This is a genomic window from Nocardia sp. CA-120079, from assembly GCF_050955745.1.
GTDB lineage: Bacteria > Actinomycetota > Actinomycetes > Mycobacteriales > Mycobacteriaceae > Nocardia.
Genome location: NZ_CP192088.1, coordinates 6,437,983 through 6,459,803, shown reverse-complemented (window position 1 = coordinate 6,459,803; position 21,821 = coordinate 6,437,983). Strand labels below are relative to the sequence as shown.

Here is a 21,821-nt window from a genome sequence, read left to right as displayed (position 1 = left end):
CAGCGTCGGAAAATGTTGTCGCGCAGGTGCACGGGTGTGAGTAGTTGAGGTACAGGAAATTCCGGTGAGAACGATCATGGGCTCGGCCAGCAAGTTCTCTACATCTCGAACGTGACCTGTCCGGAGGCTTCGAGCGCGGCACGGCGGGCTTCGGCCCGGGTGGGCTCCGTAGTCCTAGCTCAGACGCCAGCCGCAAAGTAGCCAGGTGATCACGCGCTCGCCGCCGTGGCGGCCTGCTCGTCGTATTCGCGCAGCATCCGCATGACGGTGGCGGGTGAAGGATGTTGGCCCTTCTTCGTGCCGGTGGTGATGACGAGCTTCTTGGCGATGTCGCGCAGGCTCATCTCCTGGTCGCGCAGGTGGAGGGCCATGGACAGCATGTCCTCGTCGGTGACGCCGGCGCCGCCGATGGTCTTGCCGCGCTTGCGGGCGGACTCGTGGCCTTCGAGTGTGCGGTCGCGGATGTACTCGCGTTCCATGCCGGACATGGCAGCGAGCACGGTGAACACGATCCCGGAGGGGTCGTGCGATCCCTTCAGTTCGCCGGTGAGGAATTCCAGGCCGACGTCGCTCGCCTTCAGTTCCTCGGCGAGCATGGCGAGTTCGATGCCGCGGCCGAGCCGCTTGTGCTCGTGGACGACGAGGGTCACGGCGACGCCGGAGGAGCGGATCTCCCCGGCGAGCTTCACGGCGGCCTCCAGCTCGGGGCGCCGGGTGGCGCGGGTGGAGATCTTCTCCGAGAAGACCCGGGTCACCCCGGCCTCGGCGAGGGAGTCGAGCTGCGCGTCGAGGGACTGCCGGGTGGTCGAGGCCCGTGCGTAGCCGAGGCGGACGTGCCCGGCCGGTTGGGAGCCGGCGCTCACTGGCCGTGGCAGCTCGGTCCACGTCGACCCCGGCTTACGTACGGCGGGGGTCGGCACGCCAAGCGCCTTGGCGAGTTGGGGCACAAGGCGGAAGCGGGCGGTGTGGTACTGGATGGCCACCTTGCCCTTGCCGGTGCGACAAGGGGAGCCCGCGGGGGCGGCACAGGTGGACATAGGGCAGTTGTGCGATTCCACGAGCTTGAAGTCGTCGCTCACGACCCCGGATCGTTTCATGAGGGCGTTTCAGACGTCCAGCCGTTTGCAACAACTCATGAAACATGATCGCCGCAGGTGGACCGCCGGGCGGCGGGGTGTTTCACGAGCGACCACCTATGAAACAGCCGCGGGTCGAAAGTTCGCGTCGACACGCTGCCGGGGTTCGACGGCGGGGCACTGCTGCTCCGCGAGCGGGGCCGAATAACGCTCACGAGCCGGGGTGTGTGGTCAGCAGCCGCGCGGGGGCGGCCATTCGTTCCCTCTGGCGCCAGGTTCCGGGTGGTTCTCCGTGGTGACGGCGGAAGGCGGCGGCGAAGGCGAACGGCGAGCCGTAGCCGACGGCGTCGGCGATCTGGGCCAGGCTGAGGTCACCGGCGCGGAGGTGGTCGCGGGCGATGGTCATGCGCCATTCGGTCAGGTACTGCATGGGGGCCTGGCCGAGCGCCTCCCGGAACACCCGCGCGAAGGCGGCCCGCGACAGGCCGCTGATGTCGGCGAGTTCGGGGACCGTCCACGCGTGGGCGGCGTTCTCGTGCACAGCCTGCAGAGCCGGGCCCAGCCGCGGGTCCGAGGATGCCCGGTACCAGCGCGGTGCGGTCGCGCTGCGGCGGAAGTCGCTGCGGATGGCCAGGACGAGGAGCAGGTCCAGGAGGCGGTCCAGGACGATCTGCTGGGCGAGTTCGCTGCGGACCAGTTCGCGGGAGAGCAAGGTGATCACGTCCCGCAGCGGGTCGTCATCGGCCGCCGAGAGGGTCATGACCGGGGGCAGTGCGTCGAGCAGTCCCCCGCCGACGTCGCCGGAGAACTGGTAGGCACCGCACAGGAACACGGTGGCCTGCGGGTTGTCCCCAGGGAGCGTCTGGGCATGCCGTGCCCGGAACTCCTCCGGCTCCAGGCATTCGGCGCCCGGCTCATGCCCGATGTAGTGGTCCGGCCCGCCGCGTACCAGCGTGACGCTTCCCGGTATGAGCTCCACGGTGCTGCCGGGGGTGTCCAGCCAGAGGTAGCCGCGGCCGCGGACGACCGTGTGCACCGACAGCTGTATCGAACCGTCCAGCCGAAGGCCCCATGGCGGTTCGGCGACCGTCCGCGCGAACACCGCGCCGGTGGCGCGTGCCCGTACCAGGTGGTCAGTCAACAGGTCCATGGGATCACCTTGACCAGAACGACCATACCGGGTCAAGGACTGAGAGCATCGCGTAAAAGGTAGAGCGAATCACGCATGGATTATCTAGTTCCGAGCTTCGAGTATGGAGTCATGAACAACGAAGCACCCACCGCGCTCATCCTCGGCGGTACCGGCCGGTCCGGTTCGCTGCTGGCCGACCTGCTCGCCCAGCGAGGCATTACCCCCGTACCGCGGCACGCAGCGGAGCGGACGTCCGCTTCGACTGGGACGACCCGGCCACCCATGCGGCCGCCCTGGCCGGTGTCGACCGCCTCTATCTGGTGACGGTCACCGCGCGTATCAGCTACGCAGGCCAGGTCGCAGCCTTCCTGGACCTCGCCGAGGCGGCCGGGGTGCGTCATGTCACCTACCTGAGCGTCTACAACGCCGACCAGGCCCCGCCGGAGGTCGACATCGCGGCCGTCGAGGCCGATCTGGCGTCCCGGCAGGGCATCACACACTCCATCCTGCGCCCGGCATGGTTCATGCAGAACTTCGGCGATGCGCACATCCCGCTCATCGACGGAGTGTTCGCGGCCCCGAGCGGCGGCGGAAAGGAAGCGTTCATCGACGCGGCCGACATTGCGGCGGTCGCGGCGGAAACGCTGCTGGACCCCGAGGCCCACGCCGGCGCGGTCTACTCGCTCACTGGCCCGCAGGCCCTCACCCACCAGGAGGTCGCGGACATCATCGCCGCCGTGAGCGGCCGACCCGTCGCCTACCACGACATCGACCAGGAGGTGTGGATCAACACGCTCATCGCCGCGGGCGTCCCCGCCGAGTACGAGGTGATGATGCGCTGGCTCACCGGCGCCGTCATCTCCGGCAACGGTGCCACGCCCACCGGGGACGTCGAGAAGGTCACCGGCCGGCCGGCCACCACCTTCCGCGAGTTCGCCGAGCGCAACGCCCACGTCTGGACTCCGGAGGCGAAGTGACCAAGATCGTCGGCGAGAATGCTCCCTTCGGGGCGAACAGCCCGTTCTTCCACATCATCAAGGAGGGGCTGAACGGCCTGGTCGACGGGGAGGACTTTTACGACCTGCTCGCCGAGGACGTGGTCTTCGAGTACGTGATCACCGTGCCGGGCTACCCCCGACGGGTCGAGGGACGCCAGAAAATCATCGACCTGTACAGCGACTACGACGACTACATCACGCTGCGCAGCGCTGACAATCTCCGCGTACACCGAGACCCGGAGACCTCGACGGTCGTCCTGGAGTACGAGGTCCACGGCACATCGCCGGTGACGGGGCGGCCCTACGACAACCGCTTCGTCTCCGTCGTGACGATCGAGGACAGCAAGGTGACGCACTGGCGCGACTACCTGGACCCCATCGCCGTATTCGACGCACAGGGATGGCCACAGGGCGGTCGCTCGTAAGAGCCGGTGCAGCCCACCGAGGCCGCCGTCACCCAGGCGATCAGCCTGCGAAGGCACTCAGCCACGGGTCAGCGGCGGTCTTCCGGTAGTACAACGACCCGCCCCGGACGACGGATGCGCCGCTCACTCCTCGTCCTCGTCGTCCTCGACCGCGTCCGGGTCCCGCAGAGGGCGCAGGCCCTGGCCGGGGCCGCTGGCCTTGATATTGAACAGGTAGCGGCCCAGGAAGTTGACGTGCCGGTCCTTGAGCGGGGAGAGCCTGGCGACGTCCTCGTCCTTGATGTCGTGGCCCTCGGCGCGGAGCTGGGCCACAGCAGCGTCCAGGTAGCGGGTGTTCCACAGCACGACGGCGTTGAGAACGAGACCCAGACTGGCCAGCTGATCCTCCTGGCCCTCGCGGTAGGCCTGGCGGATCTGGCCCCGGCCGCCGTGGCAGATCGCGCGGGCCAGGCGGTGGCGGGACTCCTGCACGGTCAGCTGTCGGTTCATGAGCCGCCGGTAGGTGTCGTCGACCGGGTCGACCAGGGCGAGCAGGTGCATGGTCTTGTCGATCCGGCCGTACTCGGCGAACGCGGCACCGAGCGGGGTCGGGTGGCCCTCGCGGCCGAACATGCGCAGCAGGTCGTAGGCCCGGACCTGGTTGGTGATGAGCGATCCGGCGACGCGAAGCATGTCCGGCCAGTGCGTGGCGATCCGCTTGAGGTTGACCTTGTTGCAGGCGACGGCCTCCAGCGGCCCGTACCCGGCGGCCGGCGTCTGCCCGTCGTCGGGGAGGTCGGCCCGCCAGAACCGCTGGTCCTCCAGGTCCCGGAAGCGCGGGGCGAAGCGGAAGCCGAGCATCTTGTACAGGCCGAAGGCCATGTCCGAGTACGAGGCGTTGTCGGTCGCGACCATCTCCGGCTTCACCCCGCCGTCGAGGTTCAGCAGGGTGTCCAGCGTGTACAGGCTGTCGCGCGGGGTGCCACGCACCACCATCGCGCCGATCCCCGCTACTTGGTCGTTTACGGCGTTGAGCCAGGTCACGCCGCGTTTGTAGCCGTAGTACTTGGGTGAGGGTCCGGTGTTGATGCTCTTGACGGGGACGACGAAGCGCAGGCCGTCGACGGAGGCGAGCAGCCCGCCGCCCCACATCTGAGCCAGCTCGATACGGGACTGGGCGGTGATGAGCGCGGCGTTCGCTGCGGCGATGGTGTCGGCGCGCACGTAGTTCTGGTCGACGTGGGACAGGCGCGAGCGGGTCAGCGCCTTGTTCTCGGTGTCGATGACCGGGGTCAGGCCGATGTTGCAGCTCTGCGAGACCAGCAGCGCGACCAGGGAGACGAGCAGGCCTTCCATGCGGGTGCGCCGCTCGGAGACGTGGCCGAAGGCGTCGAGGAACCCGGTCCAGGAATGGACCTCGAAGAGCAGGTCCGGCAGCTCGATCCGGGGGAGCATCGCCTCCGTGGTGTTCTTCAGCCAGGTCAGCGACTCCGGTTCGCCCACCGCACCCAGCTTGTCCACCGACAGCTTGGCCCTGCCGCCGCCTTCGGGGACGACGACCTCCACCTTCGCGTCGTCACCGGCCTCCGTGAGTCGGTCGGCCATCTGCCGCCACGCGGCATCCAGGCCGCGGATCAGCTGGTCCAGGTGCTCGGCGGCGTCCTCTGACAGGGACAGGCCCGCCAGCACGTCCGCCTTCATCGCCTTCCACCGCGGCCCGTCCAGCAGCCTCGCGCGCGGGTCTGCCCACCGGTTCGACGGCGAGGCGAACACGTCCCGCCGGTTCAGCGCGCGGTGCAGCTGCTCCAGCACGCACACCACGTACGCGTCCCGGTCGACCGCGCCCTGCGGCAGCTTCGCGTTGGAGAACACCGCCCGCTTCCACATCGCCGGCACGAGTTCGGCGTCGACCTCGCGGGGCAGCAGCGGCCGGTCCTTGACCCGCCGCCGTGACAGCGCGGGCAGCCGGCGCACCGCGGCGAGCACCCGCCGTCCGGCCGGGGCCGCGCCGAGCGCGTCCGACTCACCCAGCAGGGACAGGAAGGGCCGGATGGTGTTGTAGCGCAGGGCCAGCTTCTCCCGCATCGCCGCCTCGGCCGACCCGTCGTCCTCCGGCACCAGGGCCTCCACGGTCGCGACCGCCCCCGCGACCGCCGTACGCGGCACGGCCTCCTCCACCGCAGCCCACAACGCGCCGACGTCCAGGTCCGTCCCGCCCTCCGCGACCAGATCCAACTCCTCGGTCAGGATCTTCGACGCCTTCGCCAGGATGCGGGCCGCCTTCTCCAGCTGCGGCAGCATCGCCAGCCGGTCCCTATCCGACGCCCGGCGGGCCGGGCTGATCAGCCGGTTCGCCATCAGCACCGCGAACAGGTCCAGCGCGTCATCGACCGCCTGCGCCTCCAGCTGACGCACCACCGCCGTCAACAGCGCGGTCCGCCGCGGCTCCGGCGCCCGCTCGATCGTCTGCGCCTTGCTCAACTGCCCGTACCGGGCCAGCGTGGACAGCCGGTTCACCGGCACCCGGGACAGGTCCACCTGCCCCAGCGCGAACGCCGAGATCTCCTCCACCCGCTCCATGGCCCGCACCATCGCCGTACCCGTCGACTTCGTCGGAGGAGTACGCAGCCGCTCCAGCTCAGAGACCCGCTTGCCCTCCGGCACCACCAGCAGCTCAGCCAGCGCCGGCGCGAGAGACGGATCGGCCCGGGATGCGGCGCGGGCCACCGCCTCGTACAAGCGCCGCTCGGCAACCGTCCGGGCCTCCGACACCTGCCGGGCCAACACCGAAACGCCGGGCAACAGCACCCGGTTCTTCCGCAGCCACGTCACCGCGTGGTTGAACAGCGCCACCGGCCCCTCGGCGTGCGTCCACGCACGCCCGTACAGGAAGCCACGGAACTCCCGGCCCACCTCCGATCCGTGAAGTCCCGGTACCTGAACCGTTTCTGGATCTCCGCCGCGTGCTCGTACACCGTCGACCGGCGCTCCGGGTACCGCTTCACGCACGAGGCGTCGGCGATGCCGAGCTGCCCGGCCAGGTACTCCACGGCCTCCCACGGCACCGCCAGCGGGTCCTCACCCAGGAACCGGCCGATGTAGCGGACCGTGCAGATCTGCACGGCCATGCCCAGGCGATGTGCGTCCGTACGACGCAGGGCAATCAGATCACGGTCGTCATCGTCGAGGAAGAAGAACCGCTCCAGCTCCGGGCGGGTGGGCACCTCGGTGAACGTCCCGTACGCCTCGGCCTGCTCATCAGTTAAAAATTCCACCGGCATGCGGCGGACGGTAGCCATGCCCCGACAGCGATCGAGGATCTTCCCCCGAACCCCCGCACCAGGCCGATCGCGTGTGCTAAACGACCATGATCGTTCTCACCGGGATTTCCTGTACCTCAACTACTCACACCCGGTGCAAGCGGGCCTGACCATGGATGGCTACCGGCTCACCAATGCCACGGTGATCATTGACGGTCGTCTCACATTCTTCGGCGCGACGACAGTCGACGCATCTGGACAGATGCAAGAGCGTTCGGACGTGTGGATCCTGCGCGACCACGTCGTGTTCGCCTCCACACTCCGTCGGGGTCGGTGGGTGTTTCCCGAAATCCCCGCAGAGGCGGCGTCGCTGGGAGTCATCGGGTTCGGGCCACAGCGACGTAGCAAGGCAGCTCCGTCGAGATGGTTGACCAATGCGCGTCGCCGGTGTCAGGGTGCCATTGGTAGGGGTTGACGATTCCAGGTTTGATGACGTCGCAGTCGGAGAAGAACTCGGCGAAGTCGGCGTGCGTTCGTGCACGGAACGGCAGGCTGTGCTTCTGGCAAGCTAGTGTCACCGCGTCCGTCGCTTGCTCGTTGTAATCGCCGGTGATGTGCGAAGCGATCAGGAATGAGCCCGGTGCCAGCGCTGAACGGACGTGGCGCACGGCTGCGTGGGGGCCGTGGTGATCTTCGATCCAGTGCAGCACCGAGATCAGCGAGACCGCAATGGGCTGGCCGAGGTCGAGCGTGCGACCCAGGGCAGCCGTGATCGACGCGGGTACCGTCAGGTCGGCACGGACGAAATCGATACGTTCGGGGCATTCGCCGACTAGCAGAGCTCGCGCGTGCGCGGCGACGATCAGGTCGTTGTCGATATAGACCACTCGAGATTCAGGCGCGTGTAGGAAAGCGATTTGGTGCAGGGCGGGGTGATGCGGCGTACCGGTCCCGATGTCTACGAACTGGCGGATATCTTGTGCGGCAAGGTATTCGTGACTCGACGCTGAAAGTCGCGGCCAGCGCGCGCCACGGTGCGCATTTCCGGGTACAGCCGGGACATTTCGGCGGCGGCCCACTGGTCACAGCAATAGTTGTCATCCCCTCCGAGGAGGCAATTGTGGACACGTGCCGGAGTCGGAACATTCTGGCGTAGTTCGTCGGTCGTGGGTTCAGTGCGCCGCGGCAGAGTCAGGTCAGGGCTCGTTGCCTCGTTGATCGATGTCGTCCCCGAAATCGGTCTCGATTGGGGTTCATCGAACGGCCATGCATCGGGCACGTTGTCACGCCTTTGGTTGTTGGGCCACGCCCCGGCGGAAGGTTGGGACGGCCGGGGCGCTGATGACGTTGATAGAGGTTCGTTTCCCCGCTCGCTGGTCCTCCCAGCGTCGGGCGTAGTACAGCGGCGCGCGCTCCCGCGTCATGGGGCTCGAGCATGAGAGGGAGGCACTCATGCCTCGCCCGCAGTGCGTAGCTCATTGAGGCTGAATACCAACGAAAGTCGTTCGTGCCGTATCGCATCCCAGAGATCGGTGAATCCGGGGAACGCTTCGCGGGCAGTGACGAGATCCGGTGGGGACACCTCATCGAATAGCACAAGGCCGCGCGCCGCGCTGGGTGCCTGCTTGTGATCTGGCCACCGGTACGCGACCGAAGCATCCGCGCGGTTCTGGACCTGATATATGTGCGGCACCGTACCGATCAACCGCCACTTGGCGACCTGGCGACCATCCGGTGATTCAGTGGTACGAAATATGTCCCGGGTCATATTCACCCCTCCGTCGGTGTGGTTGCCCCGATGGCGGAGGACACGACACCCCGCCATCGGGGTGTTCAGGCGGCGTCCACTCTTGGAGTGCCACAAGATAGTTCGCGAGCACCTCAGCTGGCACATCACATCGGGTGAGGCCGAGTGGTCCCATGAACGTGGCTCGCTTCGGCAGTTCCGGCTTCAACATCACGACCCCTCAGTACGACGGCTAAGGTGCGCCCGGCTGGCAACGGACTGCAAAGGATTGATTTCCGGCGTCCAGCCGAGCACGTGCCCATAAGATCACTCTGATGGACAGTTTGGGTCACCCAATGGGCCACCCGCACTTACTGGTTCATTTGCCCAGAATGTCACCCATACTTGCAGGTAGAGTCACCCAACGACACGGATCTTCGTCACCCAGAATCGGCGGAATGCGTCACCCAAAAGGCCGCGCCATCTGCCCGGAGAATTGAGAGGCGTAAGCGATGGATGAGCCGACGACCAGGGGGAATGACGACAACGCGAAGGCTGCGTCGTCACCCAATTCACCCGACGAACCGCTCGTGAATGGAGTACCGCACCGCCAGCTGGGGCGGATCTTGCGTGAGATGCGGAGCGAGACAGGCCTTTCGATCCTGACCGCGTCGAAGGCAGTCGGCATGGGGTCAGGGTCACTTCAACGCCTGGAGAGTGCGCAGGCGTCAAAGATTGACGATGCGAAGCTGACGAAGCTGTGTCGTCTCTATCAGAGGATGGATCGGCTTGAGGAGCTGAAAAACCTTGCGGCGCAACGACGCGAGCAAAGTTGGTGGGACGAACGAACGGACATGTTGGCGCCGAGCTTCAAAGTCTATTTGGGCCTTGAAGCTGCTGCCGAACGGTTGACGGTGTACCGACCGGACATCATTTCGAGCCTGTTCCAGACTCAGGAGTACGCCGAGGTACTGGATCGCATCTACTTTCGCGATGATTCGCCTGAAGATAGGGCACAACGGATGGAAGTACGGCGCAAGCGCCTGCACTTGATTCACCGTTCAGTGTCCCCTCTGGAGGTTGATCTAGTCATCGATGAGGGAGTGCTGCGGCGGATCGTCGGCGGGCCACGATTGATGAGTCGACAGCTTCGGCGCCTCGCTGACTTGCCACCGAACGTATCTGTCCGGGTGCTGCCCGATAGCAGCGGATACCCCATGGGTAAAGCGGTCGATGCGTTCACCCTGTTGGACTTCGGGAACGGCAAGCCGCCTGAACCACCGGTCGTGTACGTCGAAAGCTTTGCAGGGAGTATGCACCTGGAGACTCCGCGCAGTGTTCGGGCGTACCGAGAAGCCTTCCGGGTGATCCAACGGGTAGCGTTGGACGTAGTTGAAAGTAAACGCCTGCTGAGGCGGGTAGCGAAGGAGTACATGCCGTGAGCGTCGACCTGTCGGGGGCACACTGGTTCAAGAGCCGCCACAGTGGCGGTAACGACAACTGCGTCGAAGTCGCTCACCTCGACGGGGGGATAGTCGGGCTGCGGGACTCCAAGAACCCGACCGGCCCGGCGCTGGTCTTTAACCCTTCGGAATGGGATGCGTTCACCGCTGGCGTACAGGATGGCGAGTTCGAGCGAAAGTAAGTTCGTCGCGAAGTGGGTGCTTGTCCCCTCTGTACTTCGACAGGAATGAATGCCCCCTCTCGCCGCGACGCTGAAGGGGCATTTCTTATTCTGCGGAGTTCCTGCCGAATTCTTGCGCAGTGGACGAAGACTCATCACTTCAAGGACCCGAAGCGAGGGTCGGGTTGGTGTCGCCACACACCAAGCCCAGGCTGTCGCATTTACGACGCCCCGGTGAGAACCGGTACCGGAATCAATGCAGCGACGACAGAGCTCGCACGAAGTTGCTGGTCCAGACATCGTCATCGGTACACGACTGGTGTCGGCCGACCAGTACGCGTATTCCAATTCCACTGTCATGACCACCCGGCCTCAGTTGCCGACCAGTTCATCGACCGAGGGAACCCGGCCACCGCCGTCGGGGATCTCGCGGCCGGAATCGCGCCACGCCACCGCGGCCGCGAACCCATGCTTGGCAGCGAACTCCTGGAACCAGCGGCCCTCGGGAGAATGCCGGGTGATGCCGCCGAATAACGTCGCAAGGATCTGCGTGCCGTGCAGACTCATGTTGTCGTAAGCCTGGTTGATCATGAGCTTCTGCATGGCCAGCTGGTTGATGGGTACCCCGGCGATCCGGTCGGCCAAGGTCTCCACTGCCTGATCGAGTTCGTCGGCAGGGCACGGCCTGCAATACCAGGCCCCATGCGGCCGCAGTTGCGCCATCGATGGTGTCACCGGTCAACAGCATCCGCTTCGCCCTCTCGGCACCGAGCCGGTACACCCACATCGCGGTCGTGGGGCAGCCCCACACCCGCGCTGGCATGTAGCCGATACGCGCATCGTCGGCCATCACCACCAGATCGCACGACAGTGCGATATCACTGCCGCCGGCCACCGCGTGGCCGTGGACTTTGGCGATGGTCGGCTTCAGTGACCGCCACAGGCTGAAGAAGTCGTCGGTATTGCGTTTCATCAACCGGAAATCCTTGATCGGATCCCATACCGGCGGCTGAGTGAGATCACCAGATTCGGCATATTGCTTGAGGTCGTACCCCGCGCTGGAGGCTCGCCCGGCATCCTGAAGGACGATGATATTCCACCGCAGGGTCGTCGTTGGCCCGGTCGACCAGTTCCTTCAACCGCCGCGCCACCTCGTCGGTGATCGCGTTGAGCCTGTCAGGCCGGTTCAACGTTAAATATGCCTTGCGGCCACGCACCTCATAGGTCACCACATCCGACATCGTCAGTTCTCTCTTCTTCATTGAGGGCTCCGTCATCGCCAAGGGGCGAACCGGATAACAGTGCACGCACAACGCCCACCCATTCGGCGACAATCGCGTCGGCGCTGTCCGGTTCGCTCTGCAGAACCTGCGAAATAGCCAATCCACGCAGAAATTGCACGGTCAGCGAGGCGACAATCGGATACCTTGCCGCGGTTACCAGTTCGGGCCCGAATGCCTCCGCGACCACCCGATACAGGTCGCTGCGTGCTCGTTTCTCCTCGTCGCGCAGCACCTGCCGCAACGTGGCGTCGGTGCGCGCCGCCGACCACAATTCGAGCTCTGCGACGAACGAGGGCCGCACGACCGCCGCTCGCAGCAGACGGATAGCACGCTCCACCCGGTCGATGCCTTGCGGCACCGCGGCCTCAGCCTCCGCAACCACCTGCTCGTTGCTCTGCATCAAGGTGCGAATCGTCGCGCCCAGCATCGCTTCTCGTGTCGGGAAGTGATGCAGCAGCGCCCCCGGCTCAATCCCGCAGCGCGTTGGACCTCGACGGTCGTCGTCGCAGCTAGACCTCTGGAAACCAGCAAGTCGACCGCCGTCTGGACGATCAACTCCCGCGTGGCCTCGCGCTGCACCGCCCGCACGCCTACTCCATCGGTTCTCTTCTCGGCTACAACCACAAATTTTCACAGTCATATGTGACTGTCAATAGGTTCACGGTCACGAATGACTGTCAACTTCGTGTGGCCTCAGCGCGACGTATTTGCGTTCCTCGCGGCGACGGTGTGGGTCCAGTGCGACGCGGCACGGATGGTCGAGCCGGTCAGGCGCGACAGCGTGGCAGGCGGAAGGTGCAAATGGCCAGCGCCCGCCGGGACGGTGGTGCCGGTGACACCACTAGTGCTCTGACCTGGTCGGTCAATGTGGCGGACGTCGCGGCGGGTGAGGAGATCTGGATTCGGGTGTTGTTGAGCGCGTGGGGCGCGGTCCGGGACCGGGTCGCCGGGCTCGACGATGTTGCTGATGGCTATCTGGCCAACCCGTTCCATCTCGATGAGTTATTCGCTCTGATGCGGGCGCTGATCCGGCGTGGCGACCGGCCGTTCGGAGTAACTTCATTGGAAACGCGCCGTGGCGCGGGCTGGCGAATCGAAGGTCGGTCGCGATGATTGGCCTTGACCTATTCGGATACGGCACATCGTCGCGTTCACAGTGATGATGGCTGTGGTCTTGGCGATGGTTGGCCACGCCACTGTCGGGTGCATGCGCCTGTCGGAAAATGTCACTTTTAATGTACGGTCGTCACTGTTGACGAACACCTCTAACCGCTCCCATGATTGTCATGTAAAAGTGCCGACGTGCATATTGTAGTTGACAATGGGGGTGAACAGGAGGTCCGGGATGACCGTGTCCGTTGTCGAACCGGTGCGGGACGATCGGCCCGCGGTGGAGAAGGCGATCAGCTTGCTCGCGGCGTTCGGCGATGAGGCCGATGCTGGGGTGGGGGTCAGTGAACTTGCTCGACGTGCACAGTTGAGCAAGTCGACGGCGTTCCGGGTGCTCGGCATGCTGGAACGTAGTGGTGTTGTCGAGCGCAGCGGTTCGGGCTATCGGTTGGGCGCCCGGCTGCATCAGCTGGGCCGGGCGGTGTACTCGCCTGAACATGAGCGGATCAGGGATCTGTTGTTGCCATATCTCACCGATGTGTACGAATCGACCAGGCAGACAGTGCATCTTGCCGCATTGCACGGTACGGATGTCGTGTATCTGGCCAAGCTGTACGGCCATCGCCCCGTACCAGCGCCTTCGCGGATCGGCGGACGGCTGCCTGCGCACGGCACCGCGGTCGGAAAGGTATTGCTGGCCTACGCTCCGCACGCTGCGGCACTGGCACAACCGTTGGCGGCGCTGACCGCATATACCATTACGGATGCGGAATGTCTGGCAACCGAACTAGAGGCGGTTCGCCGTACGGGCTGTGCCATCGATGATCAGGAAAGCAGGCTCGGCCTGACCTGCTTGGCGGTTCCGATCTTCGACAACCGTGGCCGTGCAGTCGCCGGATTCTCGGTATCCGGACCGCGCGGACAGGTCGATATTCGCCGGTTCGAGCGCAGCCTGCGACAGGTCTGTGCGGCGGCCTCCCAGGCGGTCGCGCGGGTGGGGTGGGTGTGAGGCCGCGATGCACGCACTCCCGTGCGCGGTCGACAATGGCGGCATGGACACCACAAGTGACGGGCGACCGGACGAGAACGATCTCGTCGCACGTAATCTCCGCCGATACCGGCTGGAGCGCAGCATGTCGCTGGGGGACCTCGCTCGTCGTTCGGGGCTGTCCAAGCAGACCCTGTCGAAGATCGAGCAGGGCGTGGGCAATCCGACGGTCGAGACCCTGTCGCTGTTGGGGACGGCGTTGGGTGTGCCTGCTCGGCGGTTGCTGACCGAGTGGGGGACGCCGGTCTTCGTGCAGCGCGCCGACGAGGTGCAGTGGTCGCCCCGGACCGGCTGGGCCGAGCGGATGATGGACGAGACCTACGGATCCGGCGATGTGCGCACCCTCATGATGCGTTTGGAACGCACGAACGGTGCCTCGACGGTGGTCGAGTCGCATACCCCGGGCACGCTGCATCACCTGTACGTCGTCACCGGCAAGGTCCGCACGGGTCCGGTCAGCGACACGGTCGATCTGGCCGCCGGTGATTTCGTCCGGTTTCCCGGTGACGTCGCGCACGTGTACATCCCGCTGACCGACCGGGTACTCGCGCATATGGTGACCACGGTGCCGCGAGTGGGTCGGTTCTCGCCGACGCGCCCGATTGTCGCTCGAAATGACCTGCCGCACAACGGCATCCATGACTCCTAAGGTCGGATGACCGCGCGCTGGCGTCCATCACGTGCCGGGCACGCGGTCGAGGTCGGCATCGACGGCGGTGACCCACCGCGGTTCGGAAACCAGCAGGCTCAGCGCGCTGTCGGGCAGATCGACATCCACGACATACCGGAATCCCGCGGCCTCGGCGGTCGCGATCGTCTCGGTGTCCTCGGCTGGAGCGGCGTATACGAGCCGTCGACACCGCGGATCGGCCATGGCTATGGCGCTACTGAGCGCGGTGAGCAGTTCCGCCAGTACCGACGTGGGCAGCGCACCGAGTATTCGCGCTTCAATATCGTGGGAGTCGACCGGGTAGCTGTGGCGCAGTCGGCCGCTGTTGCAGCGTTCGAGCTCGACGGTGGTGCCGCCGTCGCTGGGTCTACCGACCTCGAGCAGCACGGTTGTCCCGGAGTGGGAGCGGACCTTGCTGTGCCATGGGCCAGGCAGCGCGAGCGCAGGGATCTCGGGGCTGAGCATGTCAGCTGCCCTCGGCCAGTAGACGGCGTACCGCGATCTTGTCGAGTTTTCCGGATGCGTTGCGCGGCACCGCTTTCACCAGCTTCACGTGTCGTGGGATTTTGTAGCGCGCCAGTTTGGCCGCAGCGTGGTCGCGAACTTCATCCAAGCTGGGTTCGGCGCCTTCGTCGCAGCTGATGACGGCGACGACCGTTTCGCCCCACTGAGGATCCGCTGTGCCGACGACGGCGACGTCGAGCAGTCCGGGTAGATCGGCGAGGGCGCGTTCCACCTCGGCGGGGTAGACGTTCTCGCCGCCGGTGATGATCATGTCTTTGAGGCGGTCGACGATGTAGAGATAGCCGTCGGTGTCGAGGTAGCCGATATCGCCGGTGTGGAACCAGCCGTCGGCGTCGAAGGCCGCTGCGGTGGCGTCCGGATTGTTCCAGTAGCCCAGGGTTACATTGGGTCCGGATACCACGACCTCGCCGCTGATGCCCGCCTCGACTGGTGTGTTGGTGGCGGGGTCGACCACGCTGATCCTGGTGTACGGCATGGGAATTCCGGCCGAGCCGAGTTTCCCGCGGGTGTGTTCGGCGGGCAGATGTGTTGCGAACGGCGCGGTTTCGGTCAGGCCCCACGCTTGTTGCAAAGTTATGCCGTGCGCCGCGTACTCGGCGATGAGCGACGGCGGCACCGGTGCGCCTGCCACGACCACGGTGCGCAGGTCGAGGAGTTCGGTGCGGAACAGGTCGGGCACGCGAGCGAGTGCGGCCAGCATGGCGGGCACGGCGAAGAACGAGTTGACGCGATACTGGATCAAGTCGCGGTGGAATGCGATCGGGTCGAAGCTGCGCCGGACAACCACCGTGCCACCGCGGATTAGGGTGCGCAACGCGATGGCGTTGAGTCCGCCGATGTGGAACAGCGGCGCGACGGCGTGGGTGACATCGCCTCGGCGGGTGTCCAGGCGGGTGTCGACGTTGACGCCGTTCCACCAGATATTGCCGTAGGAGAGTGTGACTCCCTTGGGCAGGCCGGTGGTGCCCGAGGTGAACATGATGATCGCTGGATCCTCGAACCGGGCCGGCCGCACCGCCTCGGCCGGATGTGCAGCGTGCAACAGGGGACTCCACGGCTCCCATCGCAGGTGCGGCGTCGATGTGGCCGGGATCTCGGAATCGTCGTCGACGAGCAGAAAGCGTTGTAGGGCAGTGTGTTCGCATACGACATCCACGATGTCGCGATGCCCGTCCTCGGCGACAAGGACAATGGCACCGCTGCTGTCCAGGATGGTGCGGAGTTCGGGCTCGGCCAGGCGGAAATTGACGGGCACGAAGATCGCACCGAGCCGGAACGCCGCGAGCATGGTCACAAGGAAGGCTGGGCTATTGAGCCCGAGGTAGGCCACCCGGTCGCCCGCGATCACACCACCTTGGGTGAGCGCCGTGGCCAGCCGGGCTGCGCGGTCGTCGAGTTGGGCACAGGTGAGGTCGCCGCCGGCGTACCGGACGGCGACATGGTCAGCCTGGTATCGGGCGTTGACCCGAATCGCTGTGGCCGGGTTGATATCCACTCCGGCAACGGAATTCGCCAGATGGGCCGTGGTCATGAGAGTCTCCTGGCTCGTCACTGAGCGTTGGTGCTACAGGTGGTCGCCGCCGGCGGCGGAGGCGAAGCCACGCACGCCGATGCCGCCGTCCACCGAAATGGCCTGTCCGGTGATGGGTCCGCTCTGCTCGCGGGAGGCGAGCAGGACGTAGGAACCGGTGAAATCGCGGGGGTCGGTGCTGGAGTCGTGCAGCGGAATGGGCGGCGGGGGCGTGTCCGTGGTCTTTTTGGCGAACGAGGTCGCCAGCGAACGATCTTGGAGGGCAAGCGATTCCGGTCCGCGCAGGTCGGTGTTCATGCCGCCGCAGGCGACACCGTTGACGCGGATCTTGGGGGCGAGCTCATAGGCCAGTTCGCGCATCAGGCCCAGGCAGGCGTGTTTGCTCGCGGTGTAGACCGGTCCGCCGCCGTTGACGTAGAACGAGGCATTGGACAGCGTCATCACAATGCTGCCGCGGGTTTTCACCAGTTCCCGCCAGGCCGCTTCGGCCGCCAGGAAATACCCCTTCACATTGATCGAGAAGAGCTCGTCGAACGTATCTGAGAGCTCTTTGCCGGTCAGCCGGGTGAGCTGGCGCTGATAGTCCCAAATGCCGGCATTGGTGACGAGCGTGTCGAGTTTGCCGAACCGCTGGACCGTCTCCGCGACAGCGGCGTGCAGTTGATCGGAGTCGCGGACATCGGCCGCCACAGCATGCATGCGGGACGGGTCGGGAGAACTGCGCACGACCTCGTCGAGGCGGTCGAGATTCCGGCCGAGGATCGTCACGGAGGCGCCCTCGGTGACGAAGCGTTCGGCGACAGCGCGGCCGATGCCGGAACCGCCGCCGGTGACCAGGGCGACGTAACCGTCGAGCCACCCGCTCACGCGGTGTCCATTGCGCATGTCCGCGGAGCCTTCGTGGTTACGCTCCACTGCTGCCTTCGGCCTCGACCCGGTCACGCGAGCTCCACAAGGAAATCGCCGACCAGGCGCTCGAATTCGCGGGCGCGTTCGAGCTGGACCCAGTGCCCGCAGTTGCCGAAGATGTGCATCTGGACATTACGGATGCTCTTGAGCATGATCTGGGCGCCGTCGAGGGTAATGGTGCGGTCGTCACGTCCCCACAACAGCAGGGTCGGCGCTTTGATCTTGTGCAGGTCGCGCCACAGCGGGTCCATGCCGTGCCGCTTGGCGAAAGCGGCGTTGTAGTGGTGGTAGAACTTGATGTGGCTTTCGTCGAGGGATGCCTCGTAGCGGGCGCGCACCACGTCCTCACCGAATTGCTTGTGGTCGAAGACCATGGTGCGGATGAAGTTGGCCATCTTCTTCGGGCTGGGGCCGCCGCTGTTGTAGTAGCGGAACATCTCCTTCTGGCCCTCGGTCGGGGTAGGCCCGAATGGGAGCCAGCCACCGCCGGGGGCCATGAGGACCAGGCCGGTGACCCGTTCGGGGCGGGTTTGGGCCATCGCGATCGCGGCGGCACCACCGAGGCTGTTGCCCAACAGGTGGAAGCTTTCCACGCCGAGGGCGTCGAGAGCCTGGTAGAGGGCGTCGACAGTGATCTCGGTGATGGAGCGGGCGTCGAGGTCGGCCTCGGTGGGCCGGTAGCTGTCGCCGAATCCGGGCTGGTCGGGCAGGAGCACCCGGAAGTGTTGCACCAGGGCGGGCAGGTTCTGGTGATAGTTGCTGACCCCGGAGGCTCCCGGGCCGCCGCCGTGCAGCATCACCAGCACCGGGCCGGATCCGGCCTCGGCAATTGCGATCTCGCCGAGCGATGTGGTCACGGTGTGATGTTTCAGCTGAATATCTTTGCGCTGCAACTCGAATTCGGTAGCGGTCATGACAGAGCCCCTATGGTCAGAAGAAGGTGGAAATGTTCTTGGCCTGCAGGATGTTCTGGTCCAGCAGGATCGTGCGCCGCGCCACGCGCAGTCCGCTCTCGGTGCGCCGCAGCAGGTCGGTACGCCTGCCTGCGAAGATGTTTTCCTCGCGTTCGAGACGATTGCGGTAGACGAGGAAAACCGATCGCACGAGCAGGTCCGCCGGGGTGAAACCCGCGTGCTCATCCGGATCCGCGTGCTGCACAATGACATTCGTTACCAGATGGCGAGTGCGCGAGGGAGGGTCCTCGGCCCAGGCCATACCGGAGTCGAAGCGGCGGATGCGCCAGGCCAGACTCTCCTTGGTCTCGTCGTAGAAGGCGGCCTCACCGCGGGCGGCGATCGACAGGGCCTGCTGACGACGCAATCGGTTGGTGCGGGTAGGCATCCAATACTCGAGGTCGTCGTCGAGCAGATCGAGCCAGTCGGTGAAGTGGCCGTCGTCGAGCAGTTCGGCCTCGAGGTAGTAGAACTGCTCGACCTCGAAATGGGTGTCGCGGTCGGCGCAGCTAGCGGCCGCGGACGACGCTGTCGTGGTGCTCACAATCTGATTCCATTCCTTCGGGTCGGCAGGTCGAAGCGGTTGTGCCGCAGAGCGGCACATCAGCCGCGCAGCAGCCTGCGCAGGTCGGTGCCGGTGTCGGCGAGCTGATCGGCTCGGACCTCGATATTGCGATCGATCAGCCTTCGGGCGGCTCGGATCGCGGCGGCATCGTTGGCACCGACGGCGCCGACGACGCGGGTTCCGGTGAGACCGAAGGCGGCGAACGGGAGGTCGCCAACGGTTCCGCGCAGCACTGTGTGCTGGGCCGCCGCCATGTCGCCGACTACCTCGACGTGCACGCCGTGCCGATCGGTCCAGAACCAGGATGCGGTCGTGGGCGGTGGGGGAGTGCCGAGAATCGTTGCCGCGGCGCGCTGTCCGTCGTGCTGTGCCGCCTCCCAGTGCTCCGCGCGCGGCAGTAGGACGCCATCGAGGCGTGTCCGGGTCGGGTCACCGACAGCGAGGACAGCCGGGTTCGATGTGGTCTGGGTGCTGTCGACGACGATGCCGCGATCGACCTCGAGGCCGGCCGCCTCGGCCAGTTCGGTGGCGGGGACCATCCCGACACCGAGGACGACTGCATCGAAGGTGTGCGTGTCGGTGCTGCCCAGATCCGCTCGTATGCCGGAAACGGTGTCGCGCAGCGCTTTCACGCTGGCACGCAATGTGGTTACACCGCGTTCGGTGTGCCGGGAGTGCAGCCAGGTCGCGATTTCCGCTCCGAGCGTCCCGGATAGCGGGGGCGATACCGGATCGACCAGCGTTACCGCGCAGCCGAGATCTACTGCGGTGGAGGCGACTTCGGCACCGATCAAACCGGCCCCGACCACAAGCACGCGTGCCCCAGGCTGAAGCGCGTCGCGCAGCCGCTCGGCGTCGGTCGTGCTCCGCAACACGTGCACGAGGCTGCTTTCACCGCCCGGAATCGGGGGCTGGGCCGCCCGGCCACCGGTGGCGAGCACGACGCGATCGGCCGACAGCGTTGTGCCGTCGCGGAGTTCGACTTCGCCGGTATCCGGTCGCAGCGCGGTGACCTGCGATCGCGCGATGAGCCGGACCTTGTTGTCGTCATACCATTGGGCTGGTTGAAGTGCGATCTCGCTGTGGTGCTTCTTCCCGGCGAGAAAGTGCTTCGAAAGCGGTGGGCGGTCGTAGGGGAATTCGCCCGCGTCCACGAGCGTTAGATCCCCCACGAACCCGCCCGATCGCAGCGCCGCCGCGGTGGCTATCCCGGCGATCCCGCCGCCGACGATGATGACATTGCCGATCACGGCGCCTCGTTCGGATAGACGAACACCTCGCCGTCGCGTACCTCGACGCGGTGCGGCCGGGTATTCTGCGTCGCCGGGAGGCACTGCACTTCACCGCTTTTCAGGCAGAACTTGCTGGAATGCATTGGGCATTCCACGAAACCGTCCTCCACCCAGCCCTCGGCCAGGGACGCGACTTCGTGCGGGCAGGTGTCGTCGAGGGCATAGACGTTGCCATCGTCATCGCGCAGCAGCGCGATGTTGTCATCGGTGCCTGTGACGGTCTTGTCGATCGCGATTCCCTCGCCGACCGGGATGTCTTCGAGCGTGGCGACCCGAATTCCAGTGCTGCTCATCGGTTTTCCTTCTCGTGCCAGGCGGGGGTGTTCATCAGGTCGCGCCAGCGGCCGTAGTAACCGCGACCGGCGGCATCGCTGTAGAGTTCGCTGGTCGCGCCGGGATGGCGGCCGTCCTCGCGCTCGGAGCCCAGTCCCATTTGGTAGTTGAGCGGCACCCGGTTGGTGATGAACCCATGCGAGATGGCTTGCACCTCGCTCCAGTTTTCGCCGTCGTCCTGCTCGAAGATGCCGCTGGGACCAAAGGTGCGCAGGTTGTAAAGCCGTTGCGCCTCACGCACTTCCGGTGGCATGGACTTGTCGACCACGGTCCACGACCACACTTCCATGCGGTCAGGGCCCTTGGGATGCCACACCCGAATGGTGCCTATGACCGGCAGGTAGGAGAAGTTCGGGAACACTGTGGCGTGCCCGTCGGTAAGCGGGCCTTCTACCCGGGCATCGCTGAGGCGTTCGCGCAGGGCTGCGTAGTCGGTCCACTCGTGCACCTTCTGCGCGTTGAAACGGTTCTTCGGATGCACAGGGAAACCGTGCCCGTGCCCGTTCGGATCGACGTACTGGCGGCCCACGCGGTGCACGATCTCGTTCTTCGGGTTCTTCGTCGGCGAGAGCACCATCAGCGCCGACGCGTGGCTCATATTGACGTGGTACCAGTCGGTGGCGAACTGCTCGGCCGCTAGTTTCCAGTTTCCCTCCAACACCCACTTGTGCACCCCACCCGCGACCACGGTGCCCTCGTCGTCGTGATCGAGCATCGCGTCCATGTACCAGGCCATATCGCCCAGATAGTCACGCAGGGTCATGGGTTCCGGGTTCCAGGTGCCGAAGATCAGGCCGCGGTAGGACTGCACATGCGGCACTTCGACCAGACCCCAGTCGCCGGTGTCGAACGAGTCCGGATATCCGTCCTGGTTCGGAATCGAGACCAGCTTGCCGTCGAGGTCGTAGGCCCACCCATGGTAGGTGCAGGTGAAGTTGCGGGTGGCGCCGAAGTCCGCGCGGCACACGCGTGCGCCGCGGTGACGGCACGAGTTCAGGTAGGCGCGGATGCGGCGCTGCTTGTCCATCGTGACGATGACCGGGTCCTCGCCCATGTAGGTCGTGAAGAAATCGCCCGGCTTGTGGAACTGGTCGGTGTGCGCAAGAAACAACCAGCTCGGGGCGAATACCCTGCGCAGTTCCTGGCGGTAGAGCTGCTCGTCGGTGAAAATGGCCCGGTCCAGCAGACCGCCTTGGCTGTCGACCAGCCCCGAGACATCGATATTGCGAGCCAGTTCGGCCGGACGCCGCAGCGCGCCACACGGGGTGGCGCAGACGGCTTCGCGGCCGGTGGCGGATTCGATGGAGGTCATGTCATCAGGGAACCGGTCCACCGTCACGGTATCCACCCCACGTTCCGCACAACGGCACACGGACTGGTGG

The 21,821-nt window shown here is 65.7% G+C and carries 22 protein-coding genes and 2 pseudogenes; 8 read left to right on the top strand and 16 right to left on the bottom strand.

The window, feature by feature from the left end:
* Nucleotides 1–209: 209 nt before the first annotated feature.
* Nucleotides 210–1,079: a recombinase family protein gene (locus ACQPYR_RS29825; protein ID WP_433622249.1), complete on the bottom strand. Its 870-nt coding sequence runs from the start codon at nt 1,077–1,079 to the stop codon at nt 210–212.
* 208 nt (nt 1,080–1,287) lie between these two features.
* Nucleotides 1,288–2,226, bottom strand: coding sequence for a cupin domain-containing protein (locus ACQPYR_RS29820; protein ID WP_433622248.1), 939 nt, complete (start codon nt 2,224–2,226; stop codon nt 1,288–1,290).
* 111 nt (nt 2,227–2,337) lie between these two features.
* Between ACQPYR_RS29820 and ACQPYR_RS29815 the strand changes: the two genes are divergently transcribed.
* Genes ACQPYR_RS29815 through ACQPYR_RS29805 form a run of 3 tightly spaced genes read left to right on the top strand, consistent with a single transcriptional unit; the run spans nt 2,338 to nt 3,631 of the window.
* The gene (locus ACQPYR_RS29815; RefSeq protein ID WP_433622247.1) at nt 2,338–2,532 is read left to right on the top strand and encodes a hypothetical protein; all 195 of its coding nucleotides are present in this window, start codon (nt 2,338–2,340) and stop codon (nt 2,530–2,532) included.
* Entirely contained in the window at nt 2,502–3,185 is a 684-nt protein-coding gene (locus ACQPYR_RS29810) for an NmrA family NAD(P)-binding protein (RefSeq protein ID WP_433635280.1), read from the top strand. Before ACQPYR_RS29815 ends, ACQPYR_RS29810 begins: the two co-directional genes overlap by 31 nt.
* Complete coding sequence (locus ACQPYR_RS29805) at nt 3,182–3,631, top strand: nuclear transport factor 2 family protein (protein WP_433622246.1); 450 nt, start codon at nt 3,182–3,184, stop codon at nt 3,629–3,631. Before ACQPYR_RS29810 ends, ACQPYR_RS29805 begins: the two co-directional genes overlap by 4 nt.
* A 123-nt stretch (nt 3,632–3,754) precedes the next feature.
* Here ACQPYR_RS29805 and ACQPYR_RS29800 read toward each other — a convergent pair.
* From ACQPYR_RS29800 to ACQPYR_RS29790, 3 genes and pseudogenes are all read right to left on the bottom strand, one after another.
* Nucleotides 3,755–6,891 (bottom strand): annotated as a pseudogene (locus ACQPYR_RS29800) (Tn3 family transposase).
* A gap of 356 nt (nt 6,892–7,247) precedes the next feature.
* Nucleotides 7,248–8,149 (bottom strand): annotated as a pseudogene (locus tag ACQPYR_RS29795) (SAM-dependent methyltransferase).
* Between the two features lie 171 nt (nt 8,150–8,320).
* Entirely contained in the window at nt 8,321–8,638 is a 318-nt protein-coding gene (locus ACQPYR_RS29790) for a hypothetical protein (RefSeq protein WP_433622245.1), read from the bottom strand.
* A 470-nt stretch (nt 8,639–9,108) separates the two neighbouring features.
* Here ACQPYR_RS29790 and ACQPYR_RS29785 point away from each other — a divergent pair, with 470 nt between their 5' ends.
* Nucleotides 9,109–10,038, top strand: a complete 930-nt coding sequence (locus tag ACQPYR_RS29785) for a helix-turn-helix domain-containing protein (RefSeq protein WP_433622244.1) — start codon at nt 9,109–9,111, stop codon at nt 10,036–10,038.
* On the top strand, nt 10,035–10,241 hold the full coding sequence (locus ACQPYR_RS29780) for a DUF397 domain-containing protein (RefSeq protein ID WP_433622243.1): 207 nt from the start codon (nt 10,035–10,037) through the stop codon (nt 10,239–10,241). Before ACQPYR_RS29785 ends, ACQPYR_RS29780 begins: the two co-directional genes overlap by 4 nt.
* 367 nt (nt 10,242–10,608) lie before the next feature.
* On the opposite strand, the gene ACQPYR_RS29775 is transcribed toward ACQPYR_RS29780, so the two are convergent.
* From ACQPYR_RS29775 to ACQPYR_RS29765, 3 genes are read right to left on the bottom strand one after another with little or no spacing between them, the layout of a single operon-like run.
* Nucleotides 10,609–11,310 carry an enoyl-CoA hydratase-related protein gene (locus ACQPYR_RS29775; RefSeq protein WP_433635279.1) on the bottom strand — a complete coding sequence of 234 codons (702 nt, stop codon included), beginning with the start codon at nt 11,308–11,310 and terminating at the stop codon, nt 10,609–10,611.
* The gene (locus tag ACQPYR_RS29770) at nt 11,240–11,482 is read right to left on the bottom strand and encodes a hypothetical protein (RefSeq protein WP_433622242.1); all 243 of its coding nucleotides are present in this window, start codon (nt 11,480–11,482) and stop codon (nt 11,240–11,242) included. The genes ACQPYR_RS29775 and ACQPYR_RS29770 overlap by 71 nt, the downstream gene beginning before the upstream one ends.
* Complete coding sequence (locus ACQPYR_RS29765) at nt 11,439–11,906, bottom strand: TetR family transcriptional regulator C-terminal domain-containing protein (protein ID WP_433622241.1); 468 nt, start codon at nt 11,904–11,906, stop codon at nt 11,439–11,441. Before ACQPYR_RS29765 ends, ACQPYR_RS29770 begins: the two co-directional genes overlap by 44 nt.
* Nucleotides 11,907–12,304: 398 nt before the next feature.
* On the opposite strand from ACQPYR_RS29765, the gene ACQPYR_RS29760 reads away from it, so the two are divergent.
* The 3 genes from ACQPYR_RS29760 (at nt 12,305) to ACQPYR_RS29750 (ending at nt 14,310) form a co-directional block, all read left to right on the top strand.
* Nucleotides 12,305–12,616 (top strand): hypothetical protein, encoded by a 312-nt coding sequence (locus tag ACQPYR_RS29760; protein ID WP_433622240.1) that lies wholly within the window; start codon nt 12,305–12,307, stop codon nt 12,614–12,616.
* A 232-nt stretch (nt 12,617–12,848) separates the two neighbouring features.
* Complete coding sequence (locus ACQPYR_RS29755; protein WP_433622239.1) at nt 12,849–13,622, top strand: IclR family transcriptional regulator; 774 nt, start codon at nt 12,849–12,851, stop codon at nt 13,620–13,622.
* Between the two features lie 43 nt (nt 13,623–13,665).
* A complete protein-coding gene (locus ACQPYR_RS29750; protein ID WP_433622238.1) occupies nt 13,666–14,310 on the top strand; it encodes a helix-turn-helix domain-containing protein in 645 nt (214 codons plus the stop codon).
* 27 nt (nt 14,311–14,337) lie between these two features.
* On the opposite strand, the gene ACQPYR_RS29745 is transcribed toward ACQPYR_RS29750, so the two are convergent.
* Genes ACQPYR_RS29745 through ACQPYR_RS29710 form a run of 8 tightly spaced genes read right to left on the bottom strand, consistent with a single transcriptional unit; the run spans nt 14,338 to nt 21,751 of the window.
* Complete coding sequence (locus tag ACQPYR_RS29745) at nt 14,338–14,796, bottom strand: hypothetical protein (RefSeq protein ID WP_433622237.1); 459 nt, start codon at nt 14,794–14,796, stop codon at nt 14,338–14,340.
* A gap of 1 nt (nt 14,797) precedes the next feature.
* Nucleotides 14,798–16,387, bottom strand: a complete 1,590-nt coding sequence (locus ACQPYR_RS29740; protein WP_433622236.1) for an AMP-binding protein — start codon at nt 16,385–16,387, stop codon at nt 14,798–14,800.
* Between the two features lie 33 nt (nt 16,388–16,420).
* Complete coding sequence (locus ACQPYR_RS29735; RefSeq protein WP_433635278.1) at nt 16,421–17,272, bottom strand: SDR family NAD(P)-dependent oxidoreductase; 852 nt, start codon at nt 17,270–17,272, stop codon at nt 16,421–16,423.
* 53 nt (nt 17,273–17,325) lie between these two features.
* Nucleotides 17,326–18,210 carry an alpha/beta fold hydrolase gene (locus tag ACQPYR_RS29730; RefSeq protein ID WP_433622235.1) on the bottom strand — a complete coding sequence of 295 codons (885 nt, stop codon included), beginning with the start codon at nt 18,208–18,210 and terminating at the stop codon, nt 17,326–17,328.
* Between the two features lie 16 nt (nt 18,211–18,226).
* On the bottom strand, nt 18,227–18,793 hold the full coding sequence (locus ACQPYR_RS29725; protein WP_433622234.1) for an aromatic-ring-hydroxylating dioxygenase subunit beta: 567 nt from the start codon (nt 18,791–18,793) through the stop codon (nt 18,227–18,229).
* A 59-nt stretch (nt 18,794–18,852) separates the two neighbouring features.
* Complete coding sequence (locus ACQPYR_RS29720) at nt 18,853–20,064, bottom strand: NAD(P)/FAD-dependent oxidoreductase (protein WP_433622233.1); 1,212 nt, start codon at nt 20,062–20,064, stop codon at nt 18,853–18,855.
* On the bottom strand, nt 20,061–20,399 hold the full coding sequence (locus ACQPYR_RS29715) for a non-heme iron oxygenase ferredoxin subunit (protein WP_433622232.1): 339 nt from the start codon (nt 20,397–20,399) through the stop codon (nt 20,061–20,063). The genes ACQPYR_RS29720 and ACQPYR_RS29715 overlap by 4 nt, the downstream gene beginning before the upstream one ends.
* Nucleotides 20,396–21,751, bottom strand: coding sequence for an aromatic ring-hydroxylating dioxygenase subunit alpha (locus ACQPYR_RS29710; RefSeq protein ID WP_433635277.1), 1,356 nt, complete (start codon nt 21,749–21,751; stop codon nt 20,396–20,398). Before ACQPYR_RS29710 ends, ACQPYR_RS29715 begins: the two co-directional genes overlap by 4 nt.
* Between the last annotated feature and the right edge of the window lie 70 nt (nt 21,752–21,821).

Excerpts from the sequence above, each read along its gene's own strand:
- ACQPYR_RS29770 (WP_433622242.1), bottom strand. The coding sequence starts at position 11,482 with ATGAAGAAGAGAGAACTGACGATGTCGGATGTGGTGACCTATGAGGTG.
- ACQPYR_RS29790 (WP_433622245.1), bottom strand. The coding sequence starts at position 8,638 with ATGACCCGGGACATATTTCGTACCACTGAATCACCGGATGGTCGCCAG.
- ACQPYR_RS29735 (WP_433635278.1), bottom strand. The coding sequence starts at position 17,272 with ATGCGCAATGGACACCGCGTGAGCGGGTGGCTCGACGGTTACGTCGCC.
- ACQPYR_RS29785 (WP_433622244.1), top strand. The coding sequence starts at position 9,109 with ATGGATGAGCCGACGACCAGGGGGAATGACGACAACGCGAAGGCTGCG.
- ACQPYR_RS29755 (WP_433622239.1), top strand. The coding sequence starts at position 12,849 with ATGACCGTGTCCGTTGTCGAACCGGTGCGGGACGATCGGCCCGCGGTG.
- ACQPYR_RS29710 (WP_433635277.1), bottom strand. The coding sequence starts at position 21,751 with ATGACCTCCATCGAATCCGCCACCGGCCGCGAAGCCGTCTGCGCCACC.
- ACQPYR_RS29715 (WP_433622232.1), bottom strand. The coding sequence starts at position 20,399 with ATGAGCAGCACTGGAATTCGGGTCGCCACGCTCGAAGACATCCCGGTC.
- ACQPYR_RS29820 (WP_433622248.1), bottom strand. The coding sequence starts at position 2,226 with ATGGACCTGTTGACTGACCACCTGGTACGGGCACGCGCCACCGGCGCG.
- ACQPYR_RS29730 (WP_433622235.1), bottom strand. The coding sequence starts at position 18,210 with ATGACCGCTACCGAATTCGAGTTGCAGCGCAAAGATATTCAGCTGAAA.
- ACQPYR_RS29815 (WP_433622247.1), top strand. The coding sequence starts at position 2,338 with ATGAACAACGAAGCACCCACCGCGCTCATCCTCGGCGGTACCGGCCGG.
- ACQPYR_RS29750 (WP_433622238.1), top strand. The coding sequence starts at position 13,666 with ATGGACACCACAAGTGACGGGCGACCGGACGAGAACGATCTCGTCGCA.
- ACQPYR_RS29760 (WP_433622240.1), top strand. The coding sequence starts at position 12,305 with ATGGCCAGCGCCCGCCGGGACGGTGGTGCCGGTGACACCACTAGTGCT.
- ACQPYR_RS29740 (WP_433622236.1), bottom strand. The coding sequence starts at position 16,387 with ATGACCACGGCCCATCTGGCGAATTCCGTTGCCGGAGTGGATATCAAC.
- ACQPYR_RS29745 (WP_433622237.1), bottom strand. The coding sequence starts at position 14,796 with ATGCTCAGCCCCGAGATCCCTGCGCTCGCGCTGCCTGGCCCATGGCAC.